Source organism: Streptomyces tendae (assembly GCF_008632955.1).
In the GTDB taxonomy this organism is placed as follows: Bacteria; Actinomycetota; Actinomycetes; order Streptomycetales; family Streptomycetaceae; genus Streptomyces.
In genome coordinates, this window is record NZ_CP043959.1 from 6,269,951 (window position 1) to 6,296,145 (window position 26,195).

General features: G+C 72.2%; 21 protein-coding genes, 1 tRNA gene and 1 riboswitch. Of the genes, 4 read left to right on the forward strand and 18 right to left on the reverse strand.

Annotated features, from left to right (window positions below):
• Positions 1 to 35 precede the first annotated feature (35 nt).
• From F3L20_RS28685 to F3L20_RS28695, 3 genes are all read right to left on the reverse strand, one after another.
• The gene (locus F3L20_RS28685; RefSeq protein WP_150156761.1) at positions 36 to 923 is read right to left on the reverse strand and encodes a Bax inhibitor-1/YccA family protein; all 888 of its coding nucleotides are present in this window, start codon (positions 921 to 923) and stop codon (positions 36 to 38) included.
• Between the two features lie 195 nt (positions 924 to 1,118).
• Entirely contained in the window at positions 1,119 to 2,294 is a 1,176-nt protein-coding gene (locus tag F3L20_RS28690) for a 4-hydroxybenzoate 3-monooxygenase (RefSeq protein ID WP_150156762.1), read from the reverse strand.
• A 129-nt stretch (positions 2,295 to 2,423) separates the two neighbouring features.
• Positions 2,424 to 2,510, reverse strand: a tRNA-Leu gene (locus F3L20_RS28695).
• A gap of 378 nt (positions 2,511 to 2,888) precedes the next feature.
• Here F3L20_RS28695 and F3L20_RS28705 point away from each other — a divergent pair.
• Both F3L20_RS28705 and F3L20_RS28710 read left to right on the forward strand, forming a co-directional pair.
• Entirely contained in the window at positions 2,889 to 3,659 is a 771-nt protein-coding gene (locus F3L20_RS28705) for an ABC transporter ATP-binding protein (protein WP_150156763.1), read from the forward strand.
• A 55-nt stretch (positions 3,660 to 3,714) separates the two neighbouring features.
• Entirely contained in the window at positions 3,715 to 6,246 is a 2,532-nt protein-coding gene (locus tag F3L20_RS28710; protein ID WP_150156764.1) for an ABC transporter permease, read from the forward strand.
• Between the two features lie 73 nt (positions 6,247 to 6,319).
• Here F3L20_RS28710 and F3L20_RS28715 read toward each other — a convergent pair whose 3' ends face one another.
• The 15 genes from F3L20_RS28715 to F3L20_RS28785 form a co-directional block, all read right to left on the reverse strand.
• Positions 6,320 to 7,633, reverse strand: coding sequence for an SAM-dependent methyltransferase (locus tag F3L20_RS28715; RefSeq protein WP_150156765.1), 1,314 nt, complete (start codon positions 7,631 to 7,633; stop codon positions 6,320 to 6,322).
• A gap of 192 nt (positions 7,634 to 7,825) precedes the next feature.
• On the reverse strand, positions 7,826 to 9,214 hold the full coding sequence (locus F3L20_RS28720) for an NAD(P)/FAD-dependent oxidoreductase (protein ID WP_150156766.1): 1,389 nt from the start codon (positions 9,212 to 9,214) through the stop codon (positions 7,826 to 7,828).
• A 468-nt stretch (positions 9,215 to 9,682) separates the two neighbouring features.
• Positions 9,683 to 10,627, reverse strand: a complete 945-nt coding sequence (locus F3L20_RS28725; protein ID WP_150156767.1) for a Ppx/GppA phosphatase family protein — start codon at positions 10,625 to 10,627, stop codon at positions 9,683 to 9,685.
• Positions 10,624 to 11,160, reverse strand: coding sequence for a DUF501 domain-containing protein (locus F3L20_RS28730; RefSeq protein WP_150156768.1), 537 nt, complete (start codon positions 11,158 to 11,160; stop codon positions 10,624 to 10,626). Before F3L20_RS28730 ends, F3L20_RS28725 begins: the two co-directional genes overlap by 4 nt.
• 28 nt (positions 11,161 to 11,188) lie before the next feature.
• A complete protein-coding gene (locus F3L20_RS28735; protein ID WP_145826947.1) occupies positions 11,189 to 11,665 on the reverse strand; it encodes an FtsB family cell division protein in 477 nt (158 codons plus the stop codon).
• A gap of 116 nt (positions 11,666 to 11,781) precedes the next feature.
• Complete coding sequence (eno, locus tag F3L20_RS28740; protein ID WP_145826946.1) at positions 11,782 to 13,071, reverse strand: phosphopyruvate hydratase; 1,290 nt, start codon at positions 13,069 to 13,071, stop codon at positions 11,782 to 11,784.
• A 267-nt stretch (positions 13,072 to 13,338) separates the two neighbouring features.
• On the reverse strand, positions 13,339 to 14,043 hold the full coding sequence (locus F3L20_RS28745) for a transglycosylase family protein (protein WP_150156769.1): 705 nt from the start codon (positions 14,041 to 14,043) through the stop codon (positions 13,339 to 13,341).
• Positions 14,044 to 14,047: 4 nt separating this feature from the next.
• Positions 14,048 to 14,215: riboswitch (cyclic di-AMP (ydaO/yuaA leader) on the reverse strand.
• Between the two features lie 213 nt (positions 14,216 to 14,428).
• Positions 14,429 to 15,370: a transglycosylase family protein gene (locus tag F3L20_RS28750; protein WP_150156770.1), complete on the reverse strand. Its 942-nt coding sequence runs from the start codon at positions 15,368 to 15,370 to the stop codon at positions 14,429 to 14,431.
• 194 nt (positions 15,371 to 15,564) lie between these two features.
• Positions 15,565 to 16,851, reverse strand: a complete 1,287-nt coding sequence (locus tag F3L20_RS28755) for a cytochrome P450 family protein (protein ID WP_150156771.1) — start codon at positions 16,849 to 16,851, stop codon at positions 15,565 to 15,567.
• Between the two features lie 228 nt (positions 16,852 to 17,079).
• The gene (locus F3L20_RS28760) at positions 17,080 to 18,072 is read right to left on the reverse strand and encodes a nucleoside triphosphate pyrophosphohydrolase (protein WP_150156772.1); all 993 of its coding nucleotides are present in this window, start codon (positions 18,070 to 18,072) and stop codon (positions 17,080 to 17,082) included.
• 19 nt (positions 18,073 to 18,091) lie between these two features.
• Entirely contained in the window at positions 18,092 to 18,742 is a 651-nt protein-coding gene (locus F3L20_RS28765; protein ID WP_150156773.1) for a SurA N-terminal domain-containing protein, read from the reverse strand.
• 174 nt (positions 18,743 to 18,916) lie between these two features.
• Entirely contained in the window at positions 18,917 to 20,413 is a 1,497-nt protein-coding gene (locus tag F3L20_RS28770; RefSeq protein WP_276615872.1) for a serine/threonine-protein kinase, read from the reverse strand.
• Between the two features lie 38 nt (positions 20,414 to 20,451).
• Entirely contained in the window at positions 20,452 to 21,093 is a 642-nt protein-coding gene (locus tag F3L20_RS28775; protein ID WP_150156775.1) for a hypothetical protein, read from the reverse strand.
• Between the two features lie 224 nt (positions 21,094 to 21,317).
• Positions 21,318 to 22,283, reverse strand: a complete 966-nt coding sequence (locus F3L20_RS28780) for a YihY/virulence factor BrkB family protein (protein ID WP_150157533.1) — start codon at positions 22,281 to 22,283, stop codon at positions 21,318 to 21,320.
• Between the two features lie 94 nt (positions 22,284 to 22,377).
• Positions 22,378 to 24,576 carry an N-6 DNA methylase gene (locus F3L20_RS28785; protein WP_150156776.1) on the reverse strand — a complete coding sequence of 733 codons (2,199 nt, stop codon included), beginning with the start codon at positions 24,574 to 24,576 and terminating at the stop codon, positions 22,378 to 22,380.
• 200 nt (positions 24,577 to 24,776) lie between these two features.
• Here F3L20_RS28785 and F3L20_RS28790 point away from each other — a divergent pair, with 200 nt between their 5' ends.
• Positions 24,777 to 25,292 carry a hypothetical protein gene (locus F3L20_RS28790; RefSeq protein ID WP_150156777.1) on the forward strand — a complete coding sequence of 172 codons (516 nt, stop codon included), beginning with the start codon at positions 24,777 to 24,779 and terminating at the stop codon, positions 25,290 to 25,292.
• An 86-nt stretch (positions 25,293 to 25,378) separates the two neighbouring features.
• Positions 25,379 to 26,167, forward strand: coding sequence for a hypothetical protein (locus tag F3L20_RS28795; RefSeq protein WP_150156778.1), 789 nt, complete (start codon positions 25,379 to 25,381; stop codon positions 26,165 to 26,167).
• Positions 26,168 to 26,195: the final 28 nt, after the last annotated feature.

Consider the following 26,195-nt stretch of genomic DNA (forward strand, 5'->3'; position numbering starts at 1 on the left):
GGCCCTTCGTCATGCGCGCGATGGACGCCCGGGCGTCAGTCGCTGTTGAGGATCGAGATGAGCCGCAGGAACTCGAGGTAGATCCACACCAGGGTCAGGGTGAGACCGAAGGCCGCGAGCCAGGCCTCCTCACGCGGGGCGCCGTAGGCGATGCCGTCCTCGACCTGCTTGAAGTCCAGGGCGAGGAAGCAGGCACCCAGCAGGATACCGATGACACCGAACACGATGCCGAGCGGGCCGCTGCGGAAGCCGAGGCCGTCACCGCCGCCGAACACCGCGAACAGCAGGTTCACGGCCATCAGCAGGATGAAGCCGAGCGCGGCCGCCATCACGAAGCCGTAGAAGCGGCGGTTGACGCGGATCCAGCCGGCCTTGTAGGCCACCAGCACACCGGCGAACACCGCCATGGTGCCGATCACGGCCTGCATGGCCGCGCCGTCGGCGATGCGGTTGTCGACGATGTTGGAGATGACGCCGAGGAACACACCCTCGAACGCGGCGTACGTCAGGATCAGCGCGGGCGACGCCTTGCGCTTGAAGGACTGCACGAGCGCCAGGACCATGCCGATCAGCGCGGCGCCGATGCCGATGCCGTAGGCGCGGCTGATGTTGGCGTCGTCGACCGGCAGCAGGGCCCAGGCGAGCGCGGCCGTGACGACGAGCACGCCGAGCGTGGTCCCCGTGCGCAGCACGACGTCGTCGATGGTCATGCGGCCGGCGGTGGCCGGAGCCTGCGGCGGCGCGCCGTACTGCTGCTGCTGTGCGTACGGGTTCTGCGCGTACGGGTTGCCCGTCGGCTGGGCGTACGGGTTGGCCTGCGTGGCGACGGCGGGGCCCCCGGCCTGCGGCGCGGTGTTGAAGCCCGCGTAGCCGTTGTCGCGGCCGAACCCCCGTCGCGAGAAGACCGGGTTGCTGCTCCTCATTTCACTCCTCCATGGCCACTCGATGCGGCCTTGGCTCAAGAGTAATAGGTAGGCAAAGGAATGACCCTAATGCTTGGGGAGGATCTTTCCCTCGTTGTGCTGCGCAACACGCTACGCGGCTTCGTGATTCCCCTCACCGCGAGCGGTGGACCGGTACCGAGCCGGTACCTGCCCGGAACCTGGCGGAGACAGTGATCATCCCAGGGGGAATCCCGTGTACGCCTCGGCGAGGTCGGTGGCTGCGGCCCGGGAGGTGGCGACGCGCTCCAGCCGGGCGAGCTGGAGCCGGTCGTCGAAGGCGGTGGCGCCGGGGGCGCGGTGCAGCAGGGCGGTCATGTCGTGGCAGAACCGCTCGGCCTGCCAGACGCGGCGCAGGCAGGTGGCGGAGTAGGCGTCCAGGAGCTCGGTGGAGCCGGTCCGCAGCTCGTGCTCCAGCGCCCGGGCGAGGACCACCACGTCCCCGACGGCGAGGTTCAGGCCCTTGGCGCCGGTGGGCGGCACGATGTGGGCGGCGTCCCCGGCGAGGAGGAGGCGGCCGTACCGCATGGGCTCGTGGACGTAGGAGCGCATGGGGGTGACCGACTTCTGGGTGACGGGCCCGCGCCGCAGGGCCCAGTCGTCGTCGGTCTCCAGGCGGCGGGACAGCTCGGCCCAGATCTCCCCGTCCGTCCATGCCTCGGGTTTCGTGCCCTCCGGCACCTGGAGGTAGAGGCGCGAGACGGAGGGGGAGCGCATGGACAGCAGGGCGAAGCCGCGGTCGTGGCGGGCGTAGACCAGCTCGTCGTGGGAGGGCGGGACGTCGGCGAGGATGCCGAGCCAGGCGTAGGGGTACGTCCGCCCGTGGACCCGGGACACCCCGGCGGGGACGGCGCCGCGGGTCACCCCGTGGAAGCCGTCGCAGCCGGCCACCCAGTCGCACTCCAGCACCTCCTCGCGGCCCCCGCGCCGGAAGCGGACGCGCGGGGCGGGGGTGTCCACGTCCTCCACGGCCAGCACCTCGCTGTGGAAGAGCGGCGGGCAGCCGTCGGCCAGGGCGAGGGCGATGAGGTCCTTGCAGACCTCGGTCTGCGCGTACACCGTGACGGACCGGCCGCCGGTGAGGCCCGGGAAGTCGATGCGGTGGCGGCGCCTGCCGAACCGCAGCTCGATGCCGTCGTGCCGCAGGCCCTCGCGGTCCAGCCGCTCCCCGGCGCCGGCCGCGCGCAGCACGTCCGCCGTGCCCTGCTCCAGCACCCCGGCCCGCTGCCGCCGCTCCACGTGGGCGCGGTCGCGGCACTCCAGGACGACGCAGTCGATCCCCGCGAGGCGCAGCAGCCGGGCGAGCAGCAGACCGGCCGGTCCCGCCCCGACGATCCCCACGGTGGTACGCATCGCTCGTCCCCCTTCGCCCGCGGCGGAACGCGAGTTTCCGGGCGCACACACCCGGGTGTCAACGGTCGCACGCGGAGCTCCGGCGGGCGAGCGTCGATCACAGGGGATTCAGAGGGGAGGGGGGCGTAGTGGTGCCCGGAGCCGGACTTGAACCGGCACGCCCGCTCAGGGGCAGCGAGGTTTAAGCTCGCCGTGTCTGCATTCCACCATCCGGGCAGGCCGTGGGCCCCGCTTCGCGGTTCCGAGCCTATCGGTGACCCTCCCCCGGTACCGGCGGGAGGGGCCGATCTTGTCTTATTTTATTGGCGCCTGAGGGTGCATCAGACCGGCGGACGCACCGTCAGCACATGCCTCACAGCCTTGCGTGTCACGCTCCGCCCCGCACGCGAAATGACGGAATTTCACCGTCCGAACAAGGGCGCCCCACCCGTTCTCCTGTCGGGGTCGTCCGTCATCCCCAGGTATGACCCCGCGCCCGGCGGTCCTTCCCGAGTCGCCCTCCGGAACCGGAGCAGCGGGTGACTACACGGCGGCAAAGCCACGGAACGATGGATCACGTCCCCGAGAACACGTCGTCCCGACAGGAGCCCATCCGTGACCACCGCCCCCCTCGCCGACCGGACCACCGCCGTGGCCGCGCGCGCCACGGAGCTCTCGAAGATCTACGGTCAGGGTGAGACCCGGGTGGTCGCCCTGGACCGTGTCTCCGTCGACTTCCGGCAGGCCGAGTTCACCGCGATCATGGGCCCCTCGGGCTCCGGCAAGTCCACGCTGATGCACTGCGTCGCCGGGCTCGACACCTTCTCCTCCGGCTCCGTGCGCATCGGCGACACCGAGCTGGGCGCGCTGAAGGACAAGCAGCTCACCCGGCTGCGCCGGGACAAGATCGGTTTCATCTTCCAGGCGTTCAACCTGCTGCCGACGCTCTCCGCGCTGGAGAACATCACCCTCCCGATGGACATCGCGGGCCGCAGGCCCGACAAGGAGTGGCTGGACACCGTGATCCGCATGGTCGGACTGGCGGACCGGCTGAGCCACCGGCCCTCGCAGCTTTCCGGCGGCCAGCAGCAGCGGGTCGCGGTGGCCCGGGCGCTGGCCTCTCGGCCCGACATCGTCTTCGGTGACGAGCCGACCGGCAACCTCGACTCCCGCTCCGGCGCCGAGGTGCTCGGCTTCCTGCGCAACTCCGTGCGCGAACTCGGCCAGACGGTGGTGATGGTGACCCACGACCCGGTCGCCGCCGCCTACGCGGACCGGGTGATCTTCCTCGCGGACGGCCGGATCGTCGACGAGCTGTACGGGCCCACGGCCGACTCGGTGCTCGACCGGATGAAGCGGTTCGACGCCAAGAGCCGCACCAGCTGACCCCGGGCCCGCCGCCCGCTCGCCCCTCCCCGTACCGTCTGGACAGAGAAGACCCATGTTCCGTACCGCCTTGCGCAACGTCTTCGCGCACAAGGCCAGGCTGTTGATGACCGTGCTCGCCGTGATGCTCGGCGTGGCGTTCGTGTCGGGCACCCTGGTCTTCGCGGACACCCTCTCCAACGCCTTCCGCAACCAGTCGGCGAAGAGCTACGACGACGTCGCCGTCGCCGTCACCTCGTACGCCGACCCGGACAACCCCGAGGAGGCGCCCGGTCTGTCCGGCAAGGACCTCGACCGGATCTCCGCCGTGGACGGCGTCGCCGGGGTGTACGGCCGCGTCGAGGGCTTCGCCGGGGTCGCCGACCCCGACGGGAAGCTGATCGGCGTCGGATGGTCCAACAAGGGCTCGAACTTCGCGCCCGGCGAGAACGGCAAGGACCCCGCGTACACGTTCACCGACGGCTCCGGCCCGGTGAAGGACGGCCAGATCGCGTTGGACGAGGAGTCCGCGGCCAAGGGCGAGTACGAGGTCGGCGACCGGGTGCGCGTCGCCACCAACGGCCCGGTGAAGGAATACACCCTCAGCGGTGTGTTCACCACCGAGGACGGTGCCGTCAACGCCGGCGGCAGCCTCGTCCTCTTCGACACCGCCGTCGCCCAGGAGCAGTACCTCCGGCAGGGCTACTTCGAGGACGCCACCATCGTCGCCGCCCCCGGCGCGGACGACGCGAAGATCCTCGCCGCGGTCGAGCCGCTGCTGCCGGACACCGCAAAGGCCCAGACCGGGACGGCGCTCGCGGACGAGCAGGCCGACCAGATCGAACAGGGCATGGGCAACCTCAAGCAGGTCCTGCTCGGCTTCGCGGGCATCGCGCTCTTCGTGGGCGTCTTCCTGATCTCCAACACGTTCACGATGCTGGTCGCCCAGCGCACCAAGGAGATCGCCCTGATGCGCGCGGTCGGCGCGTCCCGCAGGCAGATCACCCGTTCGGTGCTCGCCGAGGCCGCGGTGGTGGGTCTGGTGGCCTCGGCCGTCGGCTTCGTCCTCGGCGTCGGTCTGGCCGTCGGACTGCGCTCCGGCATGGCGGCGTTCGACATGAAAATGCCTGACGGCCCGCTGGTCCTGTCCGCCACTCCGGTGATCTCGGCGTTCGCGGTGGGCGTGCTGATCACGGTGTTCGCCGCCTGGCTGCCCGGTCGCAGGGCCGCGAAGATCCCGCCGGTGGCGGCGATGAACAGCGTCCACGCGGTGGCCACCACCAAGTCGCTGGTGCTGCGCAACTCCATCGGTGGGGCCGTCACCGCCCTCGGCGCGGCGGCGATCGTGGCAGGCGCCTCGACCGGCGGGGACGACGGCCGGATGTACATCGGCGCGGGGGCGTTCCTCGCTCTGATCGGCGTGATCATCCTGATCCCGCTGCTGTCCCGGCCCGTGATCGCACTCGTCCGTCCGCTGCTCGTCGGGCCCTTCGGCGTGGCCGGCAAGCTGGCGGGCCAGAACGCGGTCCGCAACCCGCGCCGCACCGGCGCCACCGCCTCGGCGCTGGCGATCGGACTGACGCTGGTGACCGGCCTGTCGGTGCTCGGCGTCACGGTCGGCACCGCCATCGACAAGATGACCACGGACAACATCAAGGCCGACTACATGGTCACGATGGCCAACGGGGGCGACCTCGACCGGTCCGCGCTGACCGCGCTCGAGAAGGCCGAGGGCGTCTCGGCGGTCTCGCCGCAGCAGGACGCCTACCTCCAGGCCGGCGACGACTACGTCTCCGCCTCCGCGGTCACCCCGGGCGACATCGAGCGGGTCCTGAACGTCGACGTCGTCAGCGGCGACGCCGGCATGCTCGCCGAGGGACAGATCGCGGTCGCCGAGACAACGGCGAAGAGCAAGGGCTGGAAGCCCGGCGACCGCATCCCCTTCACCTTCGCCGACGAGAAGAAGACAACGCTGACGGTCGGCGCCGTCTACAAGGACAGCGAGTTCCTCTCACCCGTCCTCGTCGACACCGCCGTGGTGGACGGGCACGAGGCGAAGCCGTACATCCGGCAGATCTTCGTGAAGGTCGACGGCGGCCAGACCGCGGCGAACGAGCAGGCCCTCGTCGACGCGCTGGGCGACAACCCGGCGATCACCGTCATGGACCGGCAGGACATCCGCGACGAGTTCGGCGGCGCCATCAACACCCTGCTGAACGTCATGTACGGGCTGCTGGCGATGGCGCTGATCATCGCGGTGCTGGGCGTCGTCAACACCCTCGCGATGTCCGTCTTCGAACGGCAGCAGGAGATCGGCATGCTGCGCGCGATCGGTCTGGACCGGCGCCGGGTGAAGCGGATGGTCCGGCTGGAGGCCGTCGTCATCTCGGTGTTCGGCGCGGTGGTCGGCATCGGTCTCGGCACGTTCCTCGGCTGGGCGATCGGTGAGACCGTCGCCGAGGAGATTCCTGGGTACGCGCTGGTGCTGCCCTGGGGCCGCATCGGGATCTTCGTGGTGCTGGCCGGTCTGGTGGGCGTCCTGGCCGCCCTGTGGCCTGCTCGTAACGCCGCCCGGCTGAACATGCTGAACGCGATCAAGGCGGAGTGACCTCGCCGCGGCGCGGCACACCGAGGGCCGGGCCCCCCTACAGGGGGCCCGGCCCCTCGGGTCGTGGTGCGTATCAGGCCGGGCCGGGAGCGCCCCACACCCGGGCCCGCAGCGGCATCTCGGAGACGCCGGACTCGGGGGTCCGCACCGCGACGACCTGGTTGACGCCGATCCGGTTGCGTTCGAAGGCGAGCGCGGAGGCGGCCATGTACAGCTGCCAGACGCGGGCCCGGCCCGGACCGGTGAGGGACACGGCACGGGTCCAGTCGGCCTGGAGGTTGTCCACCCAGCGGCGCAGGGTGAGGGCGTAGTGCTCGCGGATCGACTCCACGTCGCGGACCTCGAACCCGGCGCGCTCCAGCAGGGAGACGGTGGTGCCGAGCGGGGCGAGCTCGCCGTCCGGGAAGACGTAGGCGTCGATGAACTCGTCCACCTGGTACGACGACTCGTCGCGCTGCGGGCGGCGCGCGATCTGGTGGTTGAGCAGCCGGCCGCCCGGCTTCAGCAGCCGGTGCAGCACGGTCGCGTACTCCAGGTAGCGCTCGGATCCGACGTGCTCGGCCATGCCGATGGAGGAGATGGCGTCGAAGGGGCCGTCCGCGACGTCCCGGTAGTCCTGGACGCGGATCTCGATGCGGTCCGTCAGCCCCTCCTCGGCGATGCGCTTGCGGGCGTACGCCGCCTGCTCCTGGGAGAGGGTGATGCCGACGACGCTCACCCCGTGCTCGCGGGCGGCGTGCAAGGCCATCGACCCCCAGCCGCAGCCGACGTCCAGCAGCCGCTGCCCGGGGCGCAGGTCGAGCTTGCGGGCGACCAGTTCGAGCTTGTCGTGCTGGGCCTGTTCGAGGGTGCCCTCCGGCGGCGGGGCGGGCCAGTAGGCGCAGGAGTACACCATGGACGGGCCGAGGACGATCTCGTAGAAGTCGTTGCCGACGTCGTAGTGGTGGCTGATGGCGCGCTTGTCGCTGCGCTTGGTGTGCAGTCCGCGGCGGGGCCTGCGGACCTCCTCGCGGGGCGGGGCGGGCGGCAGCGGCGGGCCGGCCATCGCGAACAGCCGGCGCACGGCGGAGCGGAAGTCCGGGTCGCGCAGTGACTGGGCGAGGGTGCGGGCGTCCTCGCCGCGCTCCCAGATGAGACCGGCCAGCGAGTCCAGGGCGGTGTAGAGGTCACCCTCGATGGTGAGGTCACCGGCCACCCAGGCGCGGGCCAGGCCCAGTTCGCCGGGCTTGAACAGCAGGTGGCGCAGGGCCCGGCGGTTGCGCACGACCAGGACGGGGCTGTCCGGGGGGCCGGCCTGCGAGCCGTCCCAGGTGCGGATGCGCACGGGGAGGGGTGCGCCGAGCAACTGCTCGAGGATGCCTTTCAGCCGCGGGGCGGCGTCTGTCATGGGGTACACCTCCGTGACCGGATCCCGGAATGTCGTCACCACGTAAACACCTGGGCGCGGCCGTGACAGTCCCCGGCGCGCGTCATGTTCGGGCAAAACACGGAAACGCAACCCGCTGGGAGGCACCCCGGGGGACGGCGAAGGGGCCGCCCGCACCACGGATGGCGGGCGGCCCCTACGGGGTGACCGGGGTCAGGAGGCCTTGGCCTCGGTCTTCTTCGGCTCCTGCGCGGCGGCGGGCGCCGGCGCGGGCTTGGCGGCCTCGTAGAACTCCTCGCGCGGCGACTCGATCGCGCCCAGGGACACGACCTCGCGCTTGAGGAACATGCCGAGGGTCCAGTCGGCGAAGACGCGGATCTTGCGGTTCCAGGTGGGCATCGCCATGCCGTGGTAGCCACGGTGCATGTACCAGGCGAGCCGGCCCTTGACCTTGATCTTCATCTTGCCCATGACGATCATCGCGACGCCCTTGTGGACGCCGAGACCCGCCACCGCGCCCTTGTTGGCGTGGCTGTACTCCTTCTGCGGGAAGCCCCGCATGCCGGAGATCACGTTGTCGCCGAGCACCTTGGCCTGGCGCAGCGCGTGCTGGGCGTTCGGCGGGCACCAGGCGTTCTCGTTGCCGGCCTTGCGGCCGACGAGGTCCGGCACCTGGGCGTTGTCGCCCGCGGCCCAGATGTAGTCGGTGCCCTTGACCTGGAGGGTCGGCTCGGTGTCGACGTGGCCGCGCGGACCGAGCGGCAGGCCGAAGCGGGACAGCGCCGGGTTCGGCTTGACGCCCGCGGTCCACACGATGGTGTTGGAGTCGACCTCGAGGCCGTTCTTCAGCACCACGTGGCCGTCGACGCAGGAGTCCATCGAGGTGGACAGGTAGACCTCGACGCCGCGGCTCTCGAGGTGCTCCTTGCCGTACGCGCCGAGCTTGGGGCCGACCTCGGGGAGGATCTTGTCGGCGGCGTCGACCAGGATGAAGCGCATGTCCTCGCGGGACACCGTCTTGTAGTACTTGGCCGCGTCCCGGGCCAAGTCCTCGACCTCACCGATGGTCTCCGCGCCGGCGAAGCCGCCGCCCACGAAGACGAAGGTGAGCGCCTTGCGCCGGATCTCCTCGTCCGTGGTGGAGTCGGCCTTGTCGAGCTGCTCGAGGACGTGGTTGCGCAGGCCGATGGCCTCCTCGACGCCCTTCATGCCGATGCCCTGCTCGGCGAGGCCGGGGATCGGGAAGGTGCGGGAGACCGCGCCGAGCGCGATCACCAGGTAGTCGAAGGGCAGCTCGTACGCCTCGCCCACCAGGGGGGCGATCGTGGCGACCTTGCGGTCCTGGTCGATGGTCGTGACCCGGCCGGTGAGGACCTCCGCCTTGGGCAGCACGCGTCGCAACGGGACGACGACGTGCCGCGGGGAGATGCTGCCGGCGGCGGCTTCGGGGAGGAAGGGCTGGTAGGTCATGTACGACCGCGGGTCGACGACGGTGACGGTCGCCTCGCCGTAACGCATCTTCTTCTGGATGCGCCGAGCTGCGTACAGGCCTACGTACCCACCGCCTACTACGAGGATCCTGGGACGCTCCGTGGTGCTCATGCCATCGAGTATCCACCCGTCTCGGGGGGGTACCTCGTGCGCCCCTTCACAAGCTCGGACAGGGCCTGTGCTACCATCCCGCGCTTCTTGATCGAGATCACAGCTGCGATCGGGAACCGGGCCCCTTGACGGGACGTTGTCAATGCCGCGTGAGCTGCCTCTCTGTCGTTCGGGACGGGCTGTGAGGCCTACCGGCCGGTCGGTGCGAGCGGTGCTCCCGGACCCTCTTCCAACCTCTTCTGAACGTGTTCAAAGGGGTGTTGAGCGCCCGAACGGGTCAATCGGACCCGCTTCTTCGCCCTACCGGGGCCAATTCCTTGTGAAGAACTTCACGAACTTTCCCGGAGGGGTCCGTCCCGGGGGGCCCGGAAGCCCCCCGGAGCGTCGCTCAAACGCTGTCCCGACTGCTCAGCGGAGTGCTACTGATCAGTAGCAAAGGAGACCGGGACCACGACGGGACCACGCGGCCTACGCCACGGACCAGGCGATCCCGTCCAGGATGTCGTGCTCCGAGACCACGACCTCCCGCGCGCCCGTCCGCTCCATGATCGTCAGCAGCACCAGGGCTCCCGCGCCGATCACGTCGACCCGGCCCGGGTGCATGGACGGCACCTTGGCGCGCTCGGCGTGGGTGGAGCGCAGCAGCCACTCGGTGATCTCCCGGACCCGGTCCCGGGAGACCCGGGAGTGGTGGATGGCCGCCGGGTCGTACTCCGGCAGGTCCTGGGCGATCGCCGAAACGGTGGTGACCGAGCCCGCGAGGCCCACCAGCGTGCGGGCCTCGCGCAGCGGCACGGCCTCCTCCGCCCGGTCCAGGGCGGCCTCGACGTCCGCCCGCATCGCCGCGATCTGCTCTTCGGTGGACGGGTCCGTCACGGCCCCGTCCCGCACCAGGTGCCGCTCCGTCATCCGGACGCAGCCGACGTCCACGGAGCGGGCCGCGCGCACATGGTCGTCGCCGACCACGAACTCGGTGGAGCCGCCGCCGATGTCCACCACCAGGAACGGCCGGCGCAGGTCGTCCCGGCCGGTCAGCTCCTTGGTGGCGCCGGTGAAGGAGAACTCCGCCTCCTGGTCGCCGGTGATGACCTCGGGCTCCACGCCCAGGATGTCCACCACCCCGCGCACGAAGTCGTCGCGGTTCTCGGCGTCACGGGAGGCCGAGGTGGCGACGAAGCGCAGGTGCTCCGAGGCCCCGTGCTTCTTCACGACCTCCGCGTACTCGCGGCACGCGGCGAATGTCCGCTCCAGCGCCTCGGGCGCCAGCCGGCCGGTGCGGTCGACGCCCTGGCCGAGCCGCACGATCGTCATCCGCCGCTCCAGGTCGGTGAGTTCGCCCGTCGCGGGGTCGGCGTCGGCCACCAGCAGACGGATGGAGTTCGTCCCGCAGTCGATCGCGGCCACCCGGGTCACCGGCCGTCCTCCTTCTCGTCCGCCGGCGTCACGCACGGCCCCTTGCTCCACCACTCGGGCAGCATCGCCAGCGCCTCGTCGCCCAGCGGGTTCACACCCGGTCCGGCCGCGAGCGAGTGCGCGACCAGCACGTGCAGGCACTTCACGCGGTCCGGCATGCCGCCCGCGCTGGGGAAGTTCTTCAGCTCCTCGATCAGGTCGCGGCGCCTGATGTAGTCCTCGTGCGCCGCCCGGTAGGCGGCCGCGAGCTCCGGGTCGGTGCCCAGCCGCTCCGTCATCTCCTTCATCACGCCGTTCGCCTCCAGCGTGCCGATCGCGGAGTTCGCCCGCGGGCACGTCAGGTAGTACAGCGTCGGGAAGGGCGTGCCGTCGGGCAGCCGCGGCGCGGTCTCCACGACGTCCGGCTGCCCGCAGGGACAGCGGTGCGCGATGGCGCGCAGCCCGCGCGGGGGCCGGCCGAGCTGCTGCTTGAAGGCCTCGACGTCCGCGTCGGTGGGTTCGCTGCGCGGGGTCGTGGGCGGAGGGGTGTCCATACGTGTCTTTCTGCGGTGTTCCGTCGGGTCACTGGTCGGCGGCGTCGGCCTTGTCGACGCCGTCCCAGACGTTGGCGTACCAGGGGCGGTCGGCGGCCTCCAGGTCGCTGCGCGAGCTCTCGGCCGGGCCCGGGTCGATGACGATGTAGCCGGTCTCCCCCGGCATGACGTAGTGCAGGCGCCTGCGGATCTCCTGCTCGGCGTAGGCGTCGTCCTGCCAGCGGGCCTTCAGGTCGCGCAGCCGTTCGACCCGCTGACGGGTCTCGTCCTGCTCCTTCTGCTGGTCGGCGATCTCCGCGCGCTGCGAGACGTACTGCCGCATCGGGTAGGCGAGGGCCACGACCAGGGAGCAGATCACCAGGACGAGCAGGGCCGCGCGGCCGGTCAGCCGGGAGCGGCGGGCCTGCCGCTTGGTCTGCGAGCGGTAGACCCGGGCCGCGGTCTGCTCACCGATCAGCCGGATCCTGGTCGCGGTGGAGAAACGGTCCCGGTCCTTCACCGCCATGTGCCCGCCTCTCGTTCCGTCTCCTACGCGCGTACGTCCCCGCACACGGTACGGGACCGGGTACGGGGACGTACGTACGACGCTTCCTGCGGGGCCGAGGTCAGCCCTCGCGGCGCCTACTGGTTCGCGGAGCGGAACCGGGGGAACGCGCTGCGGCCGGCGTACACCGCGGCGTCGTCGAGGATCTCCTCGATGCGCAGCAGCTGGTTGTACTTGGCGACGCGCTCGGAGCGGGCCGGGGCACCGGTCTTGATCTGGCCGCAGTTGGTGGCGACGGCCAGGTCGGCGATGGTGACGTCCTCGGTCTCGCCGGAGCGGTGGGACATCATGCACTTGAAGCCGTTGCGCTGGGCCAGCTCGACGGCGTCCAGGGTCTCGGTGAGCGAACCGATCTGGTTCACCTTCACCAGCAGGGCGTTGGCGGCGCCCTCGTCGATGCCGCGGGCCAGGCGCTCGGGGTTGGTGACGAACAGGTCGTCACCGACGAGCTGGACCTTGTCACCGAGCTTGTCGGTGATGGTCTTCCAGCCCTCCCAGTCGTCCTCGAACAGCGGGTCCTCGATGGACACGAGCGGGTACGCGTCGACGAGCTCCGCGTAGTACTCGGTCATCTCGGCGGCCGTGCGCTCCTTGCCCTCGAAGGTGTAGACGCCGTCCTTGTAGAACTCGGAGGCGGCCACGTCGAGGGCCAGGGCGATCTGCTCGCCGGGGGTGTAGCCGGCTTCCTTGATCGCCTCGAGGATGAGGTCGAGGGCCTCGCGGTTGGAGCCGAGGTTCGGGGCGAAGCCGCCCTCGTCGCCGAGGCCGGTGGCCAGGCCCTTGCCCTTCAGGACCTTCTTCAGGGTGTGGTAGACCTCGGCGCCCCAGCGCAGCGCCTCGGAGAAGGACTCCGCGCCGATCGGGGCGATCATGAACTCCTGGATGTCCACGTTGGAGTCGGCGTGCGAGCCGCCGTTCAGGATGTTCATCATCGGCACCGGCAGCAGGTGCGCGTTCGGGCCGCCCAGGTAGCGGAACAGCGGCAGGTCGCTGGCCTCGGAGGCGGCGTGGGCGACGGCGAGCGAGACGCCGAGGATGGCGTTGGCGCCGAGCGAGCCCTTGTTGTCGGTGGCGTCCAGGTCGAACATCGCCTGGTCGATCAGGCGCTGCTCGGTGGCGTCGTAGCCGACGAGCTCCGGGCCGATCTGCTCGATGACGGCCAGGACGGCCTTCTCGACGCCCTTGCCCAGGTAACGGCCGGCGTCGCCGTCACGGAGTTCGACGGCCTCGAAGGCGCCGGTGGAAGCGCCGGACGGAACGGCGGCACGACCCGTGCTGCCGTCGTCGAGGCCGACCTCGACCTCGACCGTGGGGTTGCCTCGGGAGTCCAGGATTTCCCGGGCTACGACGACGTCGATGGACGGCACGAGCATCTCCTTCTTGGGATGTGACGCGGGTGAGCAGGGCCACGGGGGCCTTGCGAGTCCGAGCCTAACCGGCTCCGGGCGATCGGCCATCTCGCCGCCCGCCTCATGGACAGAACCGAGAGTAAATTGTTTCCGAACGGAACAAAGCCGGTTCGGAAAACCGTGACCGTAATGCGTCCGGACATGACCCCGCCCCGGTGCGTACGGGGGAAGAAACGCACCGGGGCGGGGAGCCCGTGGGAACGGGGAAGGACCTGCGGCCACGCCTTACTTCAGGTGCAGCTGCTGGCCCGGGTAGATGAGGTCGGCGTCGTCGACGATGTCGTCGTTCAGCTTGAACAGCTTCGCCCAGCCGCCCTTGACGTCCTGCTCCGCGGCGATGGAGCTGAGGGTGTCACCCTTGACGACCTTGTACTCGCCGTCGCCCTTCTCGACCTTCTTGCCGGTCGGGGTGGTGACGGTCTTCTTCTCGGCCTTCTGCTCCGTCTGCTTCGGCGCGGCGGGGCGCTCGGCGGAGCGGGAGGCCTTCTGCTCGCTCTCACGGGCCTCGGTGGAGCCGGAGTCCTGCGAGGAGCTCTCGGCGGAGGAGCCGTTGTACGAGGCGCTGGACAGGCCGGTGCCGCAGACCGGCCAGGCGCCCTTGCCCTGGCCCGCGAGGACCTTCTCGGCGATCTCGATCTGCTGGGCCTTGGTGGCCTGGTCGGCGCTGCCGGCGTACTGCGTGCCGCCGTACGCGGCCCAGGTGGAGGCGGAGAACTGCAGACCGCCGTAGTAACCGTTGCCGGTGTTGATGGACCAGTTGCCGCCGGACTCGCACTGGGCGACGGCGTCCCACTCGGACGCGGTGGCGGCGGAGGCGTTGCCGGCCGCCATCAGCGGGGCGGCGACGGCGGCACCGGTCACGCCGGCGATGGCGATGGCACGGGTGGCCTTGGACGGACGACGGTGCTTGCCCTTGCTGGAAAACAGCATGGATGGATCCCCTCACCGACGCCTGCGAGGTGAGCTGTCGGGTTCGGGCCGGTTGAGTTGCCCGGCCGCGTTCCTCACGGAACGCGGCTTCACCCCAAGCCGCCTCCGGCATCACTGCCCGGACACGGCACTTACCTGGGTCCCCCGCTCCTGCCTACGGCGCATGACGCGACGACTGTTCCCGTGCTGCCACTGGCAGGATTCGGCGTGGCGGCAGCCGGGGCCCGCGGTGGCGAGCGATCACGACCGTAGGCACGCGCCTCGCGGAATTTCAAAGACGATCAGGGCTTCTGAGACCTATCTCTCACAGTCTTTATTACGGACATTCAGCCCGAATCATGACGCCAACTGGCGCCCCGTCGAGGGCTTTTCACATGTCCGCCTGTCAGCGGTCCGCGTCCGCCCCGTCGCTCACCAGAAGCCGCTGACCGGGCAGGATGAGGTTCGGGTCTTCTCCGATCACCTGCTGGTTCTCGGCGTAGAGGGCGGTCCACCCACCGGTGAGCGCAAGGGAGTCGGCGATGGACGTCAGGCTGTCCCCGTTCTCGACGGTGTAACGGTCGTCGCCCGCCTCGGGGGTGACCTCGACGGAGGGCGCGGCGTGCCGGCCGGTCGACGCGGGCGCACCGTCCGTGCGCTCGCCCTCCTCGGCGGTGGAGCCGCGATGACGGCCCGGACCGCCATCCTCGGCGTCCGTGACGGCCGAAGAACCGCTGGTCTGCCCCGACTTGTCCGACTCGTCACTGCGGGGGGTGGTGGAGGCGGACGGAGACGTCCTGCCGTCCGCGCCGTCCCGCTTCCCGGTCGAGGTGCCGGTCGTGGCCGATGGAGAGGGAGAAGCGGATGAATCGCTGGTTTCCGGCGAACCGGACGCATCGCTGGAACCGGCGTCCCGGGGGGTGCCCGAGGCCGCGTCGCCCGCCACGCCCGTGTCGACGTTCGGGGACGCCGTGTCCTGGTTCAGACCCGTGAGCAGGCCGCAGGCCCGCCACTTGCCGACCCCCTGCCCGGCGAGGATTCTCTCCGCCACGGCTATCTGCTGGCCACGGCTGGCCTGGTCGGCGCTGGGCGCGTACTCCAGTCCGCCGTTGTTCTCCCAGTCGTCCTGGGTCAACTGCAGGCCGCCGTAGTACCCGTTGCCGGTGTTCTGGCTCCAGGAGCCGCCACTCTCGCACTCGGCCACCCGGTCCCAGGTCTCACCGTCGGCCGCGTTGGCGGCCCCTGCCCCGAGGAGCGGGATCGCGATGGCGGAGCCGGTCACTCCGGCCGCGACGAGCAGAGCCGGAGCCTGGCGAGGGCGACGGTGTCGGCCGTTCCCGGAGAGCATGCGGAGACCTTTCACTCGACAACAAGAACCGGCGCGCGGTGAGTCGCATCCGTACGGCGCGCCGTACTTGATGGGTGAACGTATAGGCAGACGATCACTTGTCACAAGTTCATGCCGTGCAGATCACATGGAGATCACAGAGTTGAGGGTGTGTCATGTTTCCGTGCCCCGGCCCCCGGGCACGGACAGGAAGGTCACCCCTGCCCCGTGGGCGGAGGGGAGAATTCCACCGGAAGCGTGCGCAGTCCCCGCATGATGAGGCCGCCGCGCCAGCGCAGGTCGTCCGGGTCCGCCGCGAGCCTCAGGTCCGGCAGACGGGTCAGCAGGGTGGCGAGCGCGGTCTGGCCCTCCAGGCGCGCGAGCGGGGCGCCCAGGCAGTAGTGGATGCCGTGCCCGTACCCCAGGTGCTGGTTGTCGCGCCGGGCCAGGTCCAGCGTGTCCGGGCCGTCGAACCGCTCCGGGTCCCGGTCGGCCGCGGCCAGGACGACGAGGACCGGGTCGCCGGTCTCGACGCGCTGCCCGCCGATGACCACCGGCTCGGTCGCGAACCGCCAGGTGGCCAGCTCCACCGGCCCGTCGTAGCGCAGCAGTTCCTCCACGCCGGTCTCCAGCAGCCCGCGGTCCCCGGCGGCCAGCGCCCGTTGCAGGCGCTCCCGCTCCCCGGGATGGGTGAGCAGGGCGTAGGTGCCGTTGCCGATGAGGTTCACGGTCGTCTCGAATCCGGCGAACAGCAGGATGAACGCCATCGCCGCGGCCTCGTTCTCGGTGAGGTGCTCACCGTGGTCGGAGGCGCGGATCAGACCGGAGATGAGGTCCTCGCCGGGGGCGGGCTCGGCGGACAGCGCCTCGCGCTTGCGGTGGATCAGCTCGGCGAGGTAGCCGCGCATCTTCTTGACCGACCGGGCGACGCCGCCGCGCGGGCCCCCGCCGTGACGGATCATCATGCCCGCCCAGTCCCGGAAGTCGTCCTGGTCCTCGCGCGGGACGCCGAGCAGGTCGCAGATGGCGTAGATGGGGAGCGGGAAGGCGAAGTCGTGGATGAGGTCGGCGGTGCCGCTGCCGTTCGCGGTGAAGCGGTCGATGAGGTCGTCGGTGAGCTCCTGCACGCGGGGCGCGAACTCCGCGACGCGGCGAGGGGTGAACGCCTTGCTGACCAGTCGGCGCAGGCGGGTGTGGTCCGGCGGGTCGATGTTCAGCAGGTGCGTCATCAGGTCGGCCTGCCGCTCGCCGGGGATGCCGGTCCTGCCCTTGGCGTGGGCGCCTTCGTCGTGGTGCGCGGGGTTCTTCGACAGACGGTTGTCGGCGAGGGTCCGGCGGGCGTCGGCGTACCGCGTGACCAGCCAGGCGTCCACCCCGCTGGGGAGCTTCGTCCTGTGTACGGGGGCGTGTTCGCGGAGCCAGGCGTAGGCGGGGTAGGGGTTGGCGGCGAACTCCCAGCTGAACAGCTCGGAGGTGGGTGAGGGGGGTGACTGGTCAGGCATGGGGCGACCCTAACGGGCCGGTGGTGTCGCCCTACGGGGCACGTGCGGGTGGGTGGGGGCTGATCGCGCAGTTCCCCGCGCCCCTTCAGGGCCCTGACGGGCCCTAGACCTCACGCCCTACGGGGCATGTGCGGGTCGGTGGGGGGCTGCTCGCGCAGTTCCCCGCGCACCCAAAGGGGCGCGGGAACTGCGCGGAGGGGGTCGGGGGCGGAGCCCCGAGGGCGGGAGTCAGGCGCCGGTGACCTTTTCCGCGGAGCGGATCGCGTCCCGGTACACACGGGCGGCAGCCCGCAGCGCCGCCTCCGCGTCCACCCCCTCCGCCTCCGCCCGCGCCGCCAGCGCCAGCAGCTCGTACCCGACCCCCTCTCCCGAGGGAAGGGGAACGGAGAGGTCCGCACCGCGGACCCGACCCGCCAGCTTGGTGGCGAGAGCGAGCGCCGGCTGCCCCAGCGGAACGCCGTCCGTCACGGACTCCCTCCGCTTCTCCTCCGCCTTGGTCCGCATCCAGTGCGCCTTGACGTCCTCCGGCGTCAGCGCCGTCTCCTCACCGAACACGTGCGGATGCCGGTGGATGAGCTTGGCGACGATGCCGCCCGCCACGTCGTCCACGGAGAACGGCTCGTCCGGGTGCTCCTCGGCGATCCGCGCGTGGAAGACGACCTGGAGCAGCACGTCCCCCAGTTCCTCCCGCAGCTCCTCGCGGTCACCCTGCTCGATGGCCTCGACCAGCTCGTACGCCTCCTCGATGCCGTACTTCGCCAGGCCCTCGTGGGTCTGCCGCGACGACCAGGGGCACTCCGCGCGGATGCGGTCCATGACCTGCACCAGGTCGAGGAGGCGGGCGCCCGGCAGGTCGTAGGAGGCGGGCAGCAGCTCCAGCTCGGGCATCCGCACCCGGCCGCCGCCGGCCAGCCGCGCCAGTCCGTCGGTCAGCGCGGGCTCGCCCTCGCCGGTCGCCACGACCACCACGGTCCGGCCGCCGGCGCACGCGTCGACGACCTCCTCGGCGGTGGGCGCGGCCTCCTCCACGGCTATCCCGGCCTCCCGCAGATACGGCAGCTGCGGGTGGGCGCCGTCCGCGCACAGCACCCGGTCGGCCGCGCGCAGGACCTGCCAGGCGGGCCAGGACAGCAGGCCGGGCGCGACCCGGTGGCTGGTGGTGAGCAGGACGACGCGGCCGACGGCGGCCTCGGGGGTGGGTGCGGGGCTGGTTGCGTTCACCCTTCGAAACTAGCCCACGTCACAGCGCCAGCGGCGGCCCGTCCGTCGCGGTGACGTCCTTGATCCACGGTGTCTTGGCGTCCACCCGGCTGCTCTTCTCCGCGTCCCACTCGCCGTAGCGGGGGTTGAGGTCGACGTCGAGCTCCTCGCTCGCGTCGGAGAGCGCCTTCCAGAACTCGGGGCGGCTGGTGTCGGTGCCGAGCCGCTGGGCGAGCTTCTGCGCGGTCACCTGCAGGCGCAGGTTCTCGTCGAGGCGCTGCGGCGGCACGCCGTACTGCTGGAGCCAGGCCGTCTCCAGCGCCTTCGCGCCGCCGGCCTGCTCCTCGAAGCCGGACCGCAGCTGCTGCACCTCGCGGTCCGACACCGTCACCCCGGCGTCCCGCGCGGCGCGCTCCAGCACCCGGTCCAGCACCATGCTGTGCAGGGTGTCGCGGGTCAGGCCGCCGGTGCGCGCGATGGCCTGCTGGTACTGCGCCTCGTCCGGTACGGCGGCCCGCTGGGCGGCGCGTACCTCGTCGACGCGGTTCTCCAGCTGCGAGACGGTGATCCGCTCCCCGCCGACCACGGCGGCCGCGCCGGGGTGCGCGTCGTTGCCGCAGGCGGTGAGCAGGGGTGCCGCTGCGGCGATCGCGGCGGTGAGGAGGAGCGCGGTGCGACGGCGGCGGTGCAAGGAAACCTCCTGAGGAGAGCTTGTGCGGCGGTGCACAAAGTCTTGCGGTGATCGATGGTAGGCATCGGCCAAGCTCTGGCCAACCCATTCGACCAACGATTCACGGCGACTTACGGCACCGCCGCGCCCGCCGTCCCCTCCCGGGCCCTGTCGGCCGGCCACGCCGGACGGGCCCTAGCCGCGCACCTGTCCCAGCCACTGCAGCGTCCGGCGGATCTCCACGGCGAGGGGATGCCCCGGCCCCTGGGCCCGCTCCACGTCGTGCAACAGCCGCACCAGCGTGTCGTGGGCGGCGGCCCGGTCGCCGAGGGCCAGCAGCAGATGGCCGATGCGGCGCCGCACGTCGTGGGCCAGCTGAGGGTCGCCGGCGGCCACGTACTGGTTCTCGTAGTACGCCAGCAGCGCCCGGTACTCGGCGAGGGCCGCGGCCGGTTCGCCGAGCTGTTCCAGGCACTGGGCGGCCTCGTAGCGGTAGCGCAGCGACTGCGGGTCGGCCTGGCCGGCCTCGGCGGCGCGTTCGTCGGCGAGGCGCCGCAGTTCGGGCAGGGCGCGCCGGTACTGGCCGTCGTCGAGGAGTGTGGCCGCGTACTGCTTGCGCAGGGTGCGCACCACCGGGGAGTGCTCGCCGTGCTGGTCGGCGGCGACCGGCAGGATCGAGCCGAGGATGTCGACGGCCTGGGTGATGCGGCCCTCGCCGAGCAGCCGCTTCACCTCGTCGACGGCGGCGGCCACGTCGGCCTTCTCCGCGACCGGCGCGGGCGGCGCGGCGGGCGCCGGCTGCGGCGCGGGGGTCCGCGCCCGGTCCGGCCAGGGGGCGTGCGGGCGGAGGAAGGGCCGGGTGGGGTCGAGCGGGGCGCCGGTGGGCGTGCCCCGGGCGGGCAGCAGCAGCGCCAGGTGCTCGTAGACCTCCTGCGCGGAGTCCGGGCGGTGCTGCGGGTCCTTGGCGAGCAGCCGCAGCACCAGGGCCTCCAGCGCCTCGGGCACCTCGGGGCGGAGCCGGCGCACCGGCACCGGCGGCTCGTACAAGTGCCGGTGCAGCACGCCGAGCGCGGTCGAGCCGGCGAACGGCACGTCCCCGCTGAGCAGTTCGTGCATCAGCACACCGAGCGCGTACAGGTCGGTGTACGGGCCGACGGCGCCGCCCATCGCCTGCTCGGGCGCCATGTAGGCCGGCGAGCCGATGGGGGTGCCGGTGTGCGTCAGGCGCGTGGTGTCGGCGTCCATCACGGAGGCGACACCGAGGTCGAGCACGGTGACCGTGCCGTCCTGCTTCACCATCACGTTGCGCGGTTTGAGGTCACGGTGGACGATCGGCACCGCGTGCACGGCGCTGAGCACCGCGCACAGCTGCGCGGCGACCGCGACCGCCCACTGCCACGGGTAGGGGTCGTGCTCGGCGAGGTGGTCGCCGAGGTCGGCGCCGTCGACGTACTGCATGACGAGGAACAACTCCTCGCCCTCGCTGCCCGCGTCGTGCACGGTGACCAGGCCGGGGTGGTCGACCTGGGCGGTCACCCGGCACTCGCGCACGAAGCGGCGGCGCAGTTCGTCGGCCTCCTGGCCGGCCACCTTGTCCGGGCGCAGCAGCTTCACCGCCACGCGCCGGTCGAGCCGCTTGTCGTAGGCCGTCCAGACCTGTCCCATGCCGCCCTGTCCGATGAGCGTGGACAGTTCGTAGCGGCCGGCGACGACACGTCCCGTCGTCACGCTCACCTGCCACCCTCGGGGCCCCGCTGCCCGTCCTGGCGGCGCAGGTAGTCGCTCAGTTCGTCGAGCTCGGCGCGCACCTGGTCGATCCGGGCGGGCGCGGGCCGCTGCGGCGGCTGCGCCTGCGGCGGGGGCACGGGAGCGGGGACGGGCGGCACCGGGCCGTGCGGCGGGTGCGGTGCGTGCGGCGGCTGCGGCTGCGGCACGGGGGTGGGCGGGTACGGCGTGGCCTGCTGCGGGAAGCCGTAGGCGCTGTGGACGCCGGGGGCGTGCATCGTGGTGGCGTGCGGCGACGGGGGCACGGCGCCGGCGTAGAGGTTCCGCTGCCGTGGCAGCCGGGTGTCCACCGTCAGGTAGTAGGCGCCGGCGCAGGCGCCCAGGATCATCACGGCGGCCAGGGCGGCGTCGGTCCGCCAGTCCTCCTCGGGCAGGGAGCCGACCACGGCCAGGCAGGCGATGGACAGCGGGATGCTCGCCCAGGCGGCTATCCAGTCGAAGACCCGCCCGCGCAGCACCGCGACCCGGAACAGCGGGACGCAGGCCAGCAGACCGCAGCACAGGACGCCGGCCGCCGTGTACAGCACACGCTGCGTGATGACCGATCCCGTACTGGGTGTGGGCGGCGCCGCGCCGTGGCCGTACATGCTGCTCCTGGACGGGTGTAGCCGATGGGAAATCCGGTGGAGAGTCGAGCGTATAGGCCGATGGCGACAACCGGTCCCGGGATGTACCGAACCGTTGTCGTACCGGAGCATGCCGACGACCGGCGCGAACTCCGCGCGCGCCGGGGCGCGGAGGGCGCCCGCGGGCGGACCGGCGGGTTCCGGTGACCTGTGCGACGAGCGCGGCGCCGCGGCGGGCCCCTGGGTCAGGCGCCCGGTCCGGGGTCCGGTTCCACCGGCGTACGGATGCCCGCCCGGGCCGCCTCCAACTGGGCCGCGAACGCGATGCCGAGGAAGAGCGCCACGGCGGTCAGGTTGGCCCACAGCAGCAGGGCGATGAAGGCCGTGAGCGGACCGTACACGGCGCCGAAGGCCCCGCTCCGTCCGACGTACAGCGCGAGCAGCCAGGTCGCCGAGATCCACAGCACCAGGTGGACCGCCGAGCCGAAGGCCAGCCAGGTGTAGCCGGGCTGGCCGCGGCGGGGCGACCAGCGCAGGATCACCGCCGACGCGACCCAGGCCAGCAGCAGTCCGGCCGGTACGTCCAGCACGGCCCACCACGCGGACCCGCCCGTCCCGTGGCCGAGGGTGCGGGCCACGGCGTCGCCGACCGTCTCACCCGCGACGAGCACCAGGAACCCCAGGACCATCGGCAGGCCGGCCGTGAACGCGAGCGCCAGGGCCCGGCCGTACTTGCGGACGAAGGGGCGGTCGCGCTCGATGCCGTAGATGCGGTTGGCGCCCCGCTCGATCTGCGCCATGGCCGAGGCGAGGTTCAGCACCGCGAACCCTAGGCCCAGCCAGAGCGCGACCGTGCTCCACACGTCGCTGTCGGCGCTGCGCCGGGTGCCCTCGAAGGCCTTCTCGACGACGTCCGCGCTGGCGCCCGGCACGATCCGGCCGAGGGTCAGCTCGATGACCCGGCCCACGCTCTCCGTGTGCACCGACGTGGCGAGACCCACGAGCACGACCGTGAAGGGGACCAGACCGAGCACGACCTGGAAGGCGAGGGCCCGGGCGTTGGTGAAGCCGTCCGCGTAGCGGAACCGGGTGAAGGAGTCGGCCAGCAGCCTGAGGCCCCCGTACCGCCGCAGGGCGGAGAGGGCTTCGTCGCCGGAGAGTTCGTCTCCGAGCATGTCCCGGGTCTGCGGAACGTGGACGGCGGTTCCCACGATGCGGCTGCTCCTCGTGTCGGGGCGGGCGAGGACGTCGTCCTCCACGCGTGCGCATGCCCCGTGAACGGCACCGCAGCCCGCAGGCAACGGCTTAGTCGGGGGCGATCGTCCCGTCCGTCAGGCCGTCGTACATCCCGCGCACGAGCTGCTCGCCGAGCCGCCCGGCCTCCCTGAGCGCCCGCTCGAACGCGTCGAGGTCGCGGAACCGGGCGCCGTAGCGGCGCTGTTCGTCCGGCGCGAGGCGGGGCAGCTGGAGGCGCCGGACGTCGAGCCGGGTGGCGGTGGACGCGTAGCTGCTGGCCCGGCGGTGGTTGGCGGTGCCGCGCAGGAACCCGGCGAGGAACCACGCGTCGAGCGCGGCCGGATCGGGGCGCAGCAGCACGAGGTTGCGGCCGAGGACGGCCCCGGCGGTCGCCTCGTCGACCACCCGGGCCACGGCCCCTCCGCCGAGCACGGGCAGGACGACGTCGCCCGCCTCGGTCAGCACCGGTTCCTCCTCGCTCTCCGGGAGCGTCCCGGAGGGCGCCGTCCCGGCCAGCACGTCGTGGTCGGTGAGCACGGGCACCCGCGCGGGCCCGCCGTGCCCGCCGGTGCGCATCACCAGCGCGCCCGCGCGCGCCAGTTCGCCGACGGTGGTCAGCGGCAGCCGCCCGGACGCGGCGGGCGGCACCGGCTCCGCGGGCGGCGGCGCCAGCCGGGAGGTCAGCCGCAGCGTCTCGTCGAGCCGCTCCCGTACGCCGGCCAGGCGGCCCGCGCCGCCGGTGTCCGCCGGGGGCGGCAGGTGGCGGGCGGGGGCGAGGTCGACGTCGTCGTCGAGGAGTTCGATGACCGGCACGGAACGCGCCAGGCCGGGCCGTTGGTCGATCCGTCCGGCGCCGTCGAAGGCCTGCCAGGCGTCGAGGACCGTCTCCCCCACCCCGGGCCAGTCGGGACCGCCGCGCCCGTCGTCGGTGAACCGTCCGGCGTCGACGAGCAGCACCTCCGGCTGCGCGGGCGCCCGGTCGGGGCGGCGCAGCACCCACAGATGCAGCGGGACGCTGTACGGGGGCGCCGCGCCGGCCGGCAGGGCGACGACGGCACGCAGCGCGCCCCGGCGCAGCAGGTCGGACCTGATCCGCCGTCCGGAACGGCGGGACGCGGCGGCGGGCGGCATCAGCAGGACGGCGGTGCCGCCCTCCCGCAGCCGGGCGAGCGCGTGCTGCACCCACGCCAGCTCGGACTCGGTGCGGGCGGGGAAGCCGTACTCCCAGCGCGGGTCGTAGGCGAGTTCGTCGTGCCCCCAGTTGCGCTCGTTGAACGGCGGGTGGCACAGCACCGCGTCGGCCCGCAGCCCCGGGTGGGCGTCGGCCCGCAGGGTGTCGCCGGCGGCGGCGTGCACGGGGGCGCGGGTGTGCAGGGCGAGCCGCAGGGCGGTGAGGGCGGCGAGGTCGCGGGCGCCGTCCTGGGCGTACAGCACCCGGTCGGGGCGGGAGGCGACGGCGCGGAGCAGGGCGCCGGTGCCGCAGGCGGGGTCCAGGACGGTCGCGGGCGTGCCGGCGAGGGCGGCCATGAGCGCGGCGAGGTCGGGCGGGGTGAGCGTGTACTGGCGCGGGTTGGCGTCGAGGTGCCGGCCGAGCAGGAACTCGAAGGTGTGCCGGGCGCCCGTTCCGGCGGCCAGTTCGGCGACACCGCGCAGCAGGGGGACGGAGGGCAACAGGCGGGAGGCGGTGAGCAGTTCGAGGGCGGCGCGGGGCTCGGCGGGGGCGGGGGCCGCGGCGTCGGCCGGGGTGGAGGCTCCGGGGGCCGCCGGGGCTGCGGCGGTGGGGGTGGGGGTGGCGGCCGGGGTGGAGGGCCGGGTGTTCACAGCGTCCCGGGTGTGCACGCGTGAACCGTCCGGTTGCCCCGGGCACGGCGACCCGAGGGCCCGCGGTGTGAGCACCTCGTCCAGCGCCTCGGGCAGCAGCGCGGCGAGCCGCTCGTCGGTGCCGGAGCTGATGTCGAGCCAGACGGGCGGCCGGTCGTGGATCAGCAGAAGGGCGCAGCCCGCGTGGATGAGCGCGGTGACCGGGCCCTCGGGATGACCGACGAGCTGCTGCCAGACGCGCTCCTTCAGCGGGACCTCGGCGAGCTTCCGGTGCCGCCGCAACCAGGCCTCGACCTCGGTGAGCGCGAACGCGGGGCTGGTCTCCGTGCCGCCGACCGGGCGGGGGAAGTCGGCGTGCCGGCGGCGCCAGTTGCTGACGGCGGCCCGGCCCACGCCCGCCAGCCGGGCGATTCCGGCCGCGGTCACTTCTGTCGCGTTGTCCTGCATGCCCGGCACACCGCCCCGCTTCCCCTCGCTGCCTCTGTGGCGTCGAAGCATACCGATCAGCTCGCAGCGGCGGATTCACGCGCGTGTACGGACCGTTCACAGGGTCTTTGGTTGACTCGGTTCACACTCTCTGCTGTGATTGACCCCGCAAACAAGCGGCCGCCGTACGGGGCGGCGCTGCCTGGGGAGGGGACACAGTCATGGGCATGAAGACCAAGATCGCGCTGGGCGCCGTCGTGGGGATCGTCGTCATCGGCGCCGTCTCGGCGAACGCGGGGGACGGCGACGGAGGCTCCACCGGCAAGGACACCTCCGCCTCCGCCGACCGCCAGGCCGGCGGGGCGAAGGACGCGGGGGCGGGCACCGGCGCGGACGCGAAGCCCGACGCGAAGGCGGACACGAAGGCGGACACCGGCCAGGAGACGGGGAAGAAGGCCTCCCAGGCCGAACAGTTCAAGGCGTTCGTGAAGGAGAACGGGACGGCCCAGGAGAAGGAGGCCGTCGCCCACGTCACCAAGGTGCAGGGCGCCGACGACCGGAACGACATCTTCGACACCGCCGACGTCTACACCGACTTCACCGGCGGCATCATGGGCGAGGGCACCGGCCCCGCCAAGCTCATCGCCTCCGCCTTCGCCGACTGGAAGCAGAGCGAGAACGGCCTCGTCACGGTCTACGACGCCGACGGCGAGCTCCTGGGCAACGGCCAGTTCTGACCCCGGCCGCGTCACGGCCCGCACCCGCCGCCGCCCGTTCCCGGGCCGTTGGCCGATCAACCACCACCCCCGAAGGAAGATCCGTCATGCGTCGCACCGCACTCGCCACCCTCTGCCTCGTCGCCGTGGCCGGCACCGCGCTCACCGGCTGCCAGTCCGGGGAGGACGGGAAGGACAAGGCGTCCGGCAGCCCCCGGCAGTCGGAAGAGGCGAGGAAGACCGAGGCGAACGAGCCGTTCGCCGGTCTGACCGGCGGCGAGATCACCGAACGCGCCGTGGCCGCCACCACCGGCGCCTCCTCGCTGCGGTTCAAGGGCGAGATCCCCGACGAGGAGAGCGGCGGCACCCTCCGCATCGACCTGGCCCTGGACAAGAAGGGCGACTGCGCCGGCACCCTGGGCATGGGCGACCGGGGCCGGACCGAACTGATCAAGGCCGGCGACACGCTGTACCTCAAGTACGACGAGGCGTTCCTGCGCGCCCAGAGCGAGGGCGAGCCGCAGGCCGACGTCGACGCGGTGGTGGAGATGATGGCCGGCAAGTGGACGAAGATGTCGGCCACCGGCGCGGACGCGGAGGACATCGCGGCCTTCTGCGACCTGGACGAGGTGCTCGGCGAGGCCAGGGACGGCAGCTCGGACGCCACCCGGGGCAAGGCCACCACCGTCGACGGCACCCCGGCGCTCACGCTCACCGAGAAGGACGGCAAGGACCGTTACACCTTCTACGTCGCCACCGACGGCGAGCCGTACCTGCTCAAGCTGGTCAGCACGTCGGCCACGGACCCCGGCTCGGTCACCTTCACCGGCTTCGGGAAGCCGGTCCCGGCCCGGAAGCCCGCGGGCGAGATCATCGACCTCGACGCCCTGGGCTGACCGGCCCTCCCGACGGGCCGTCGGCTCG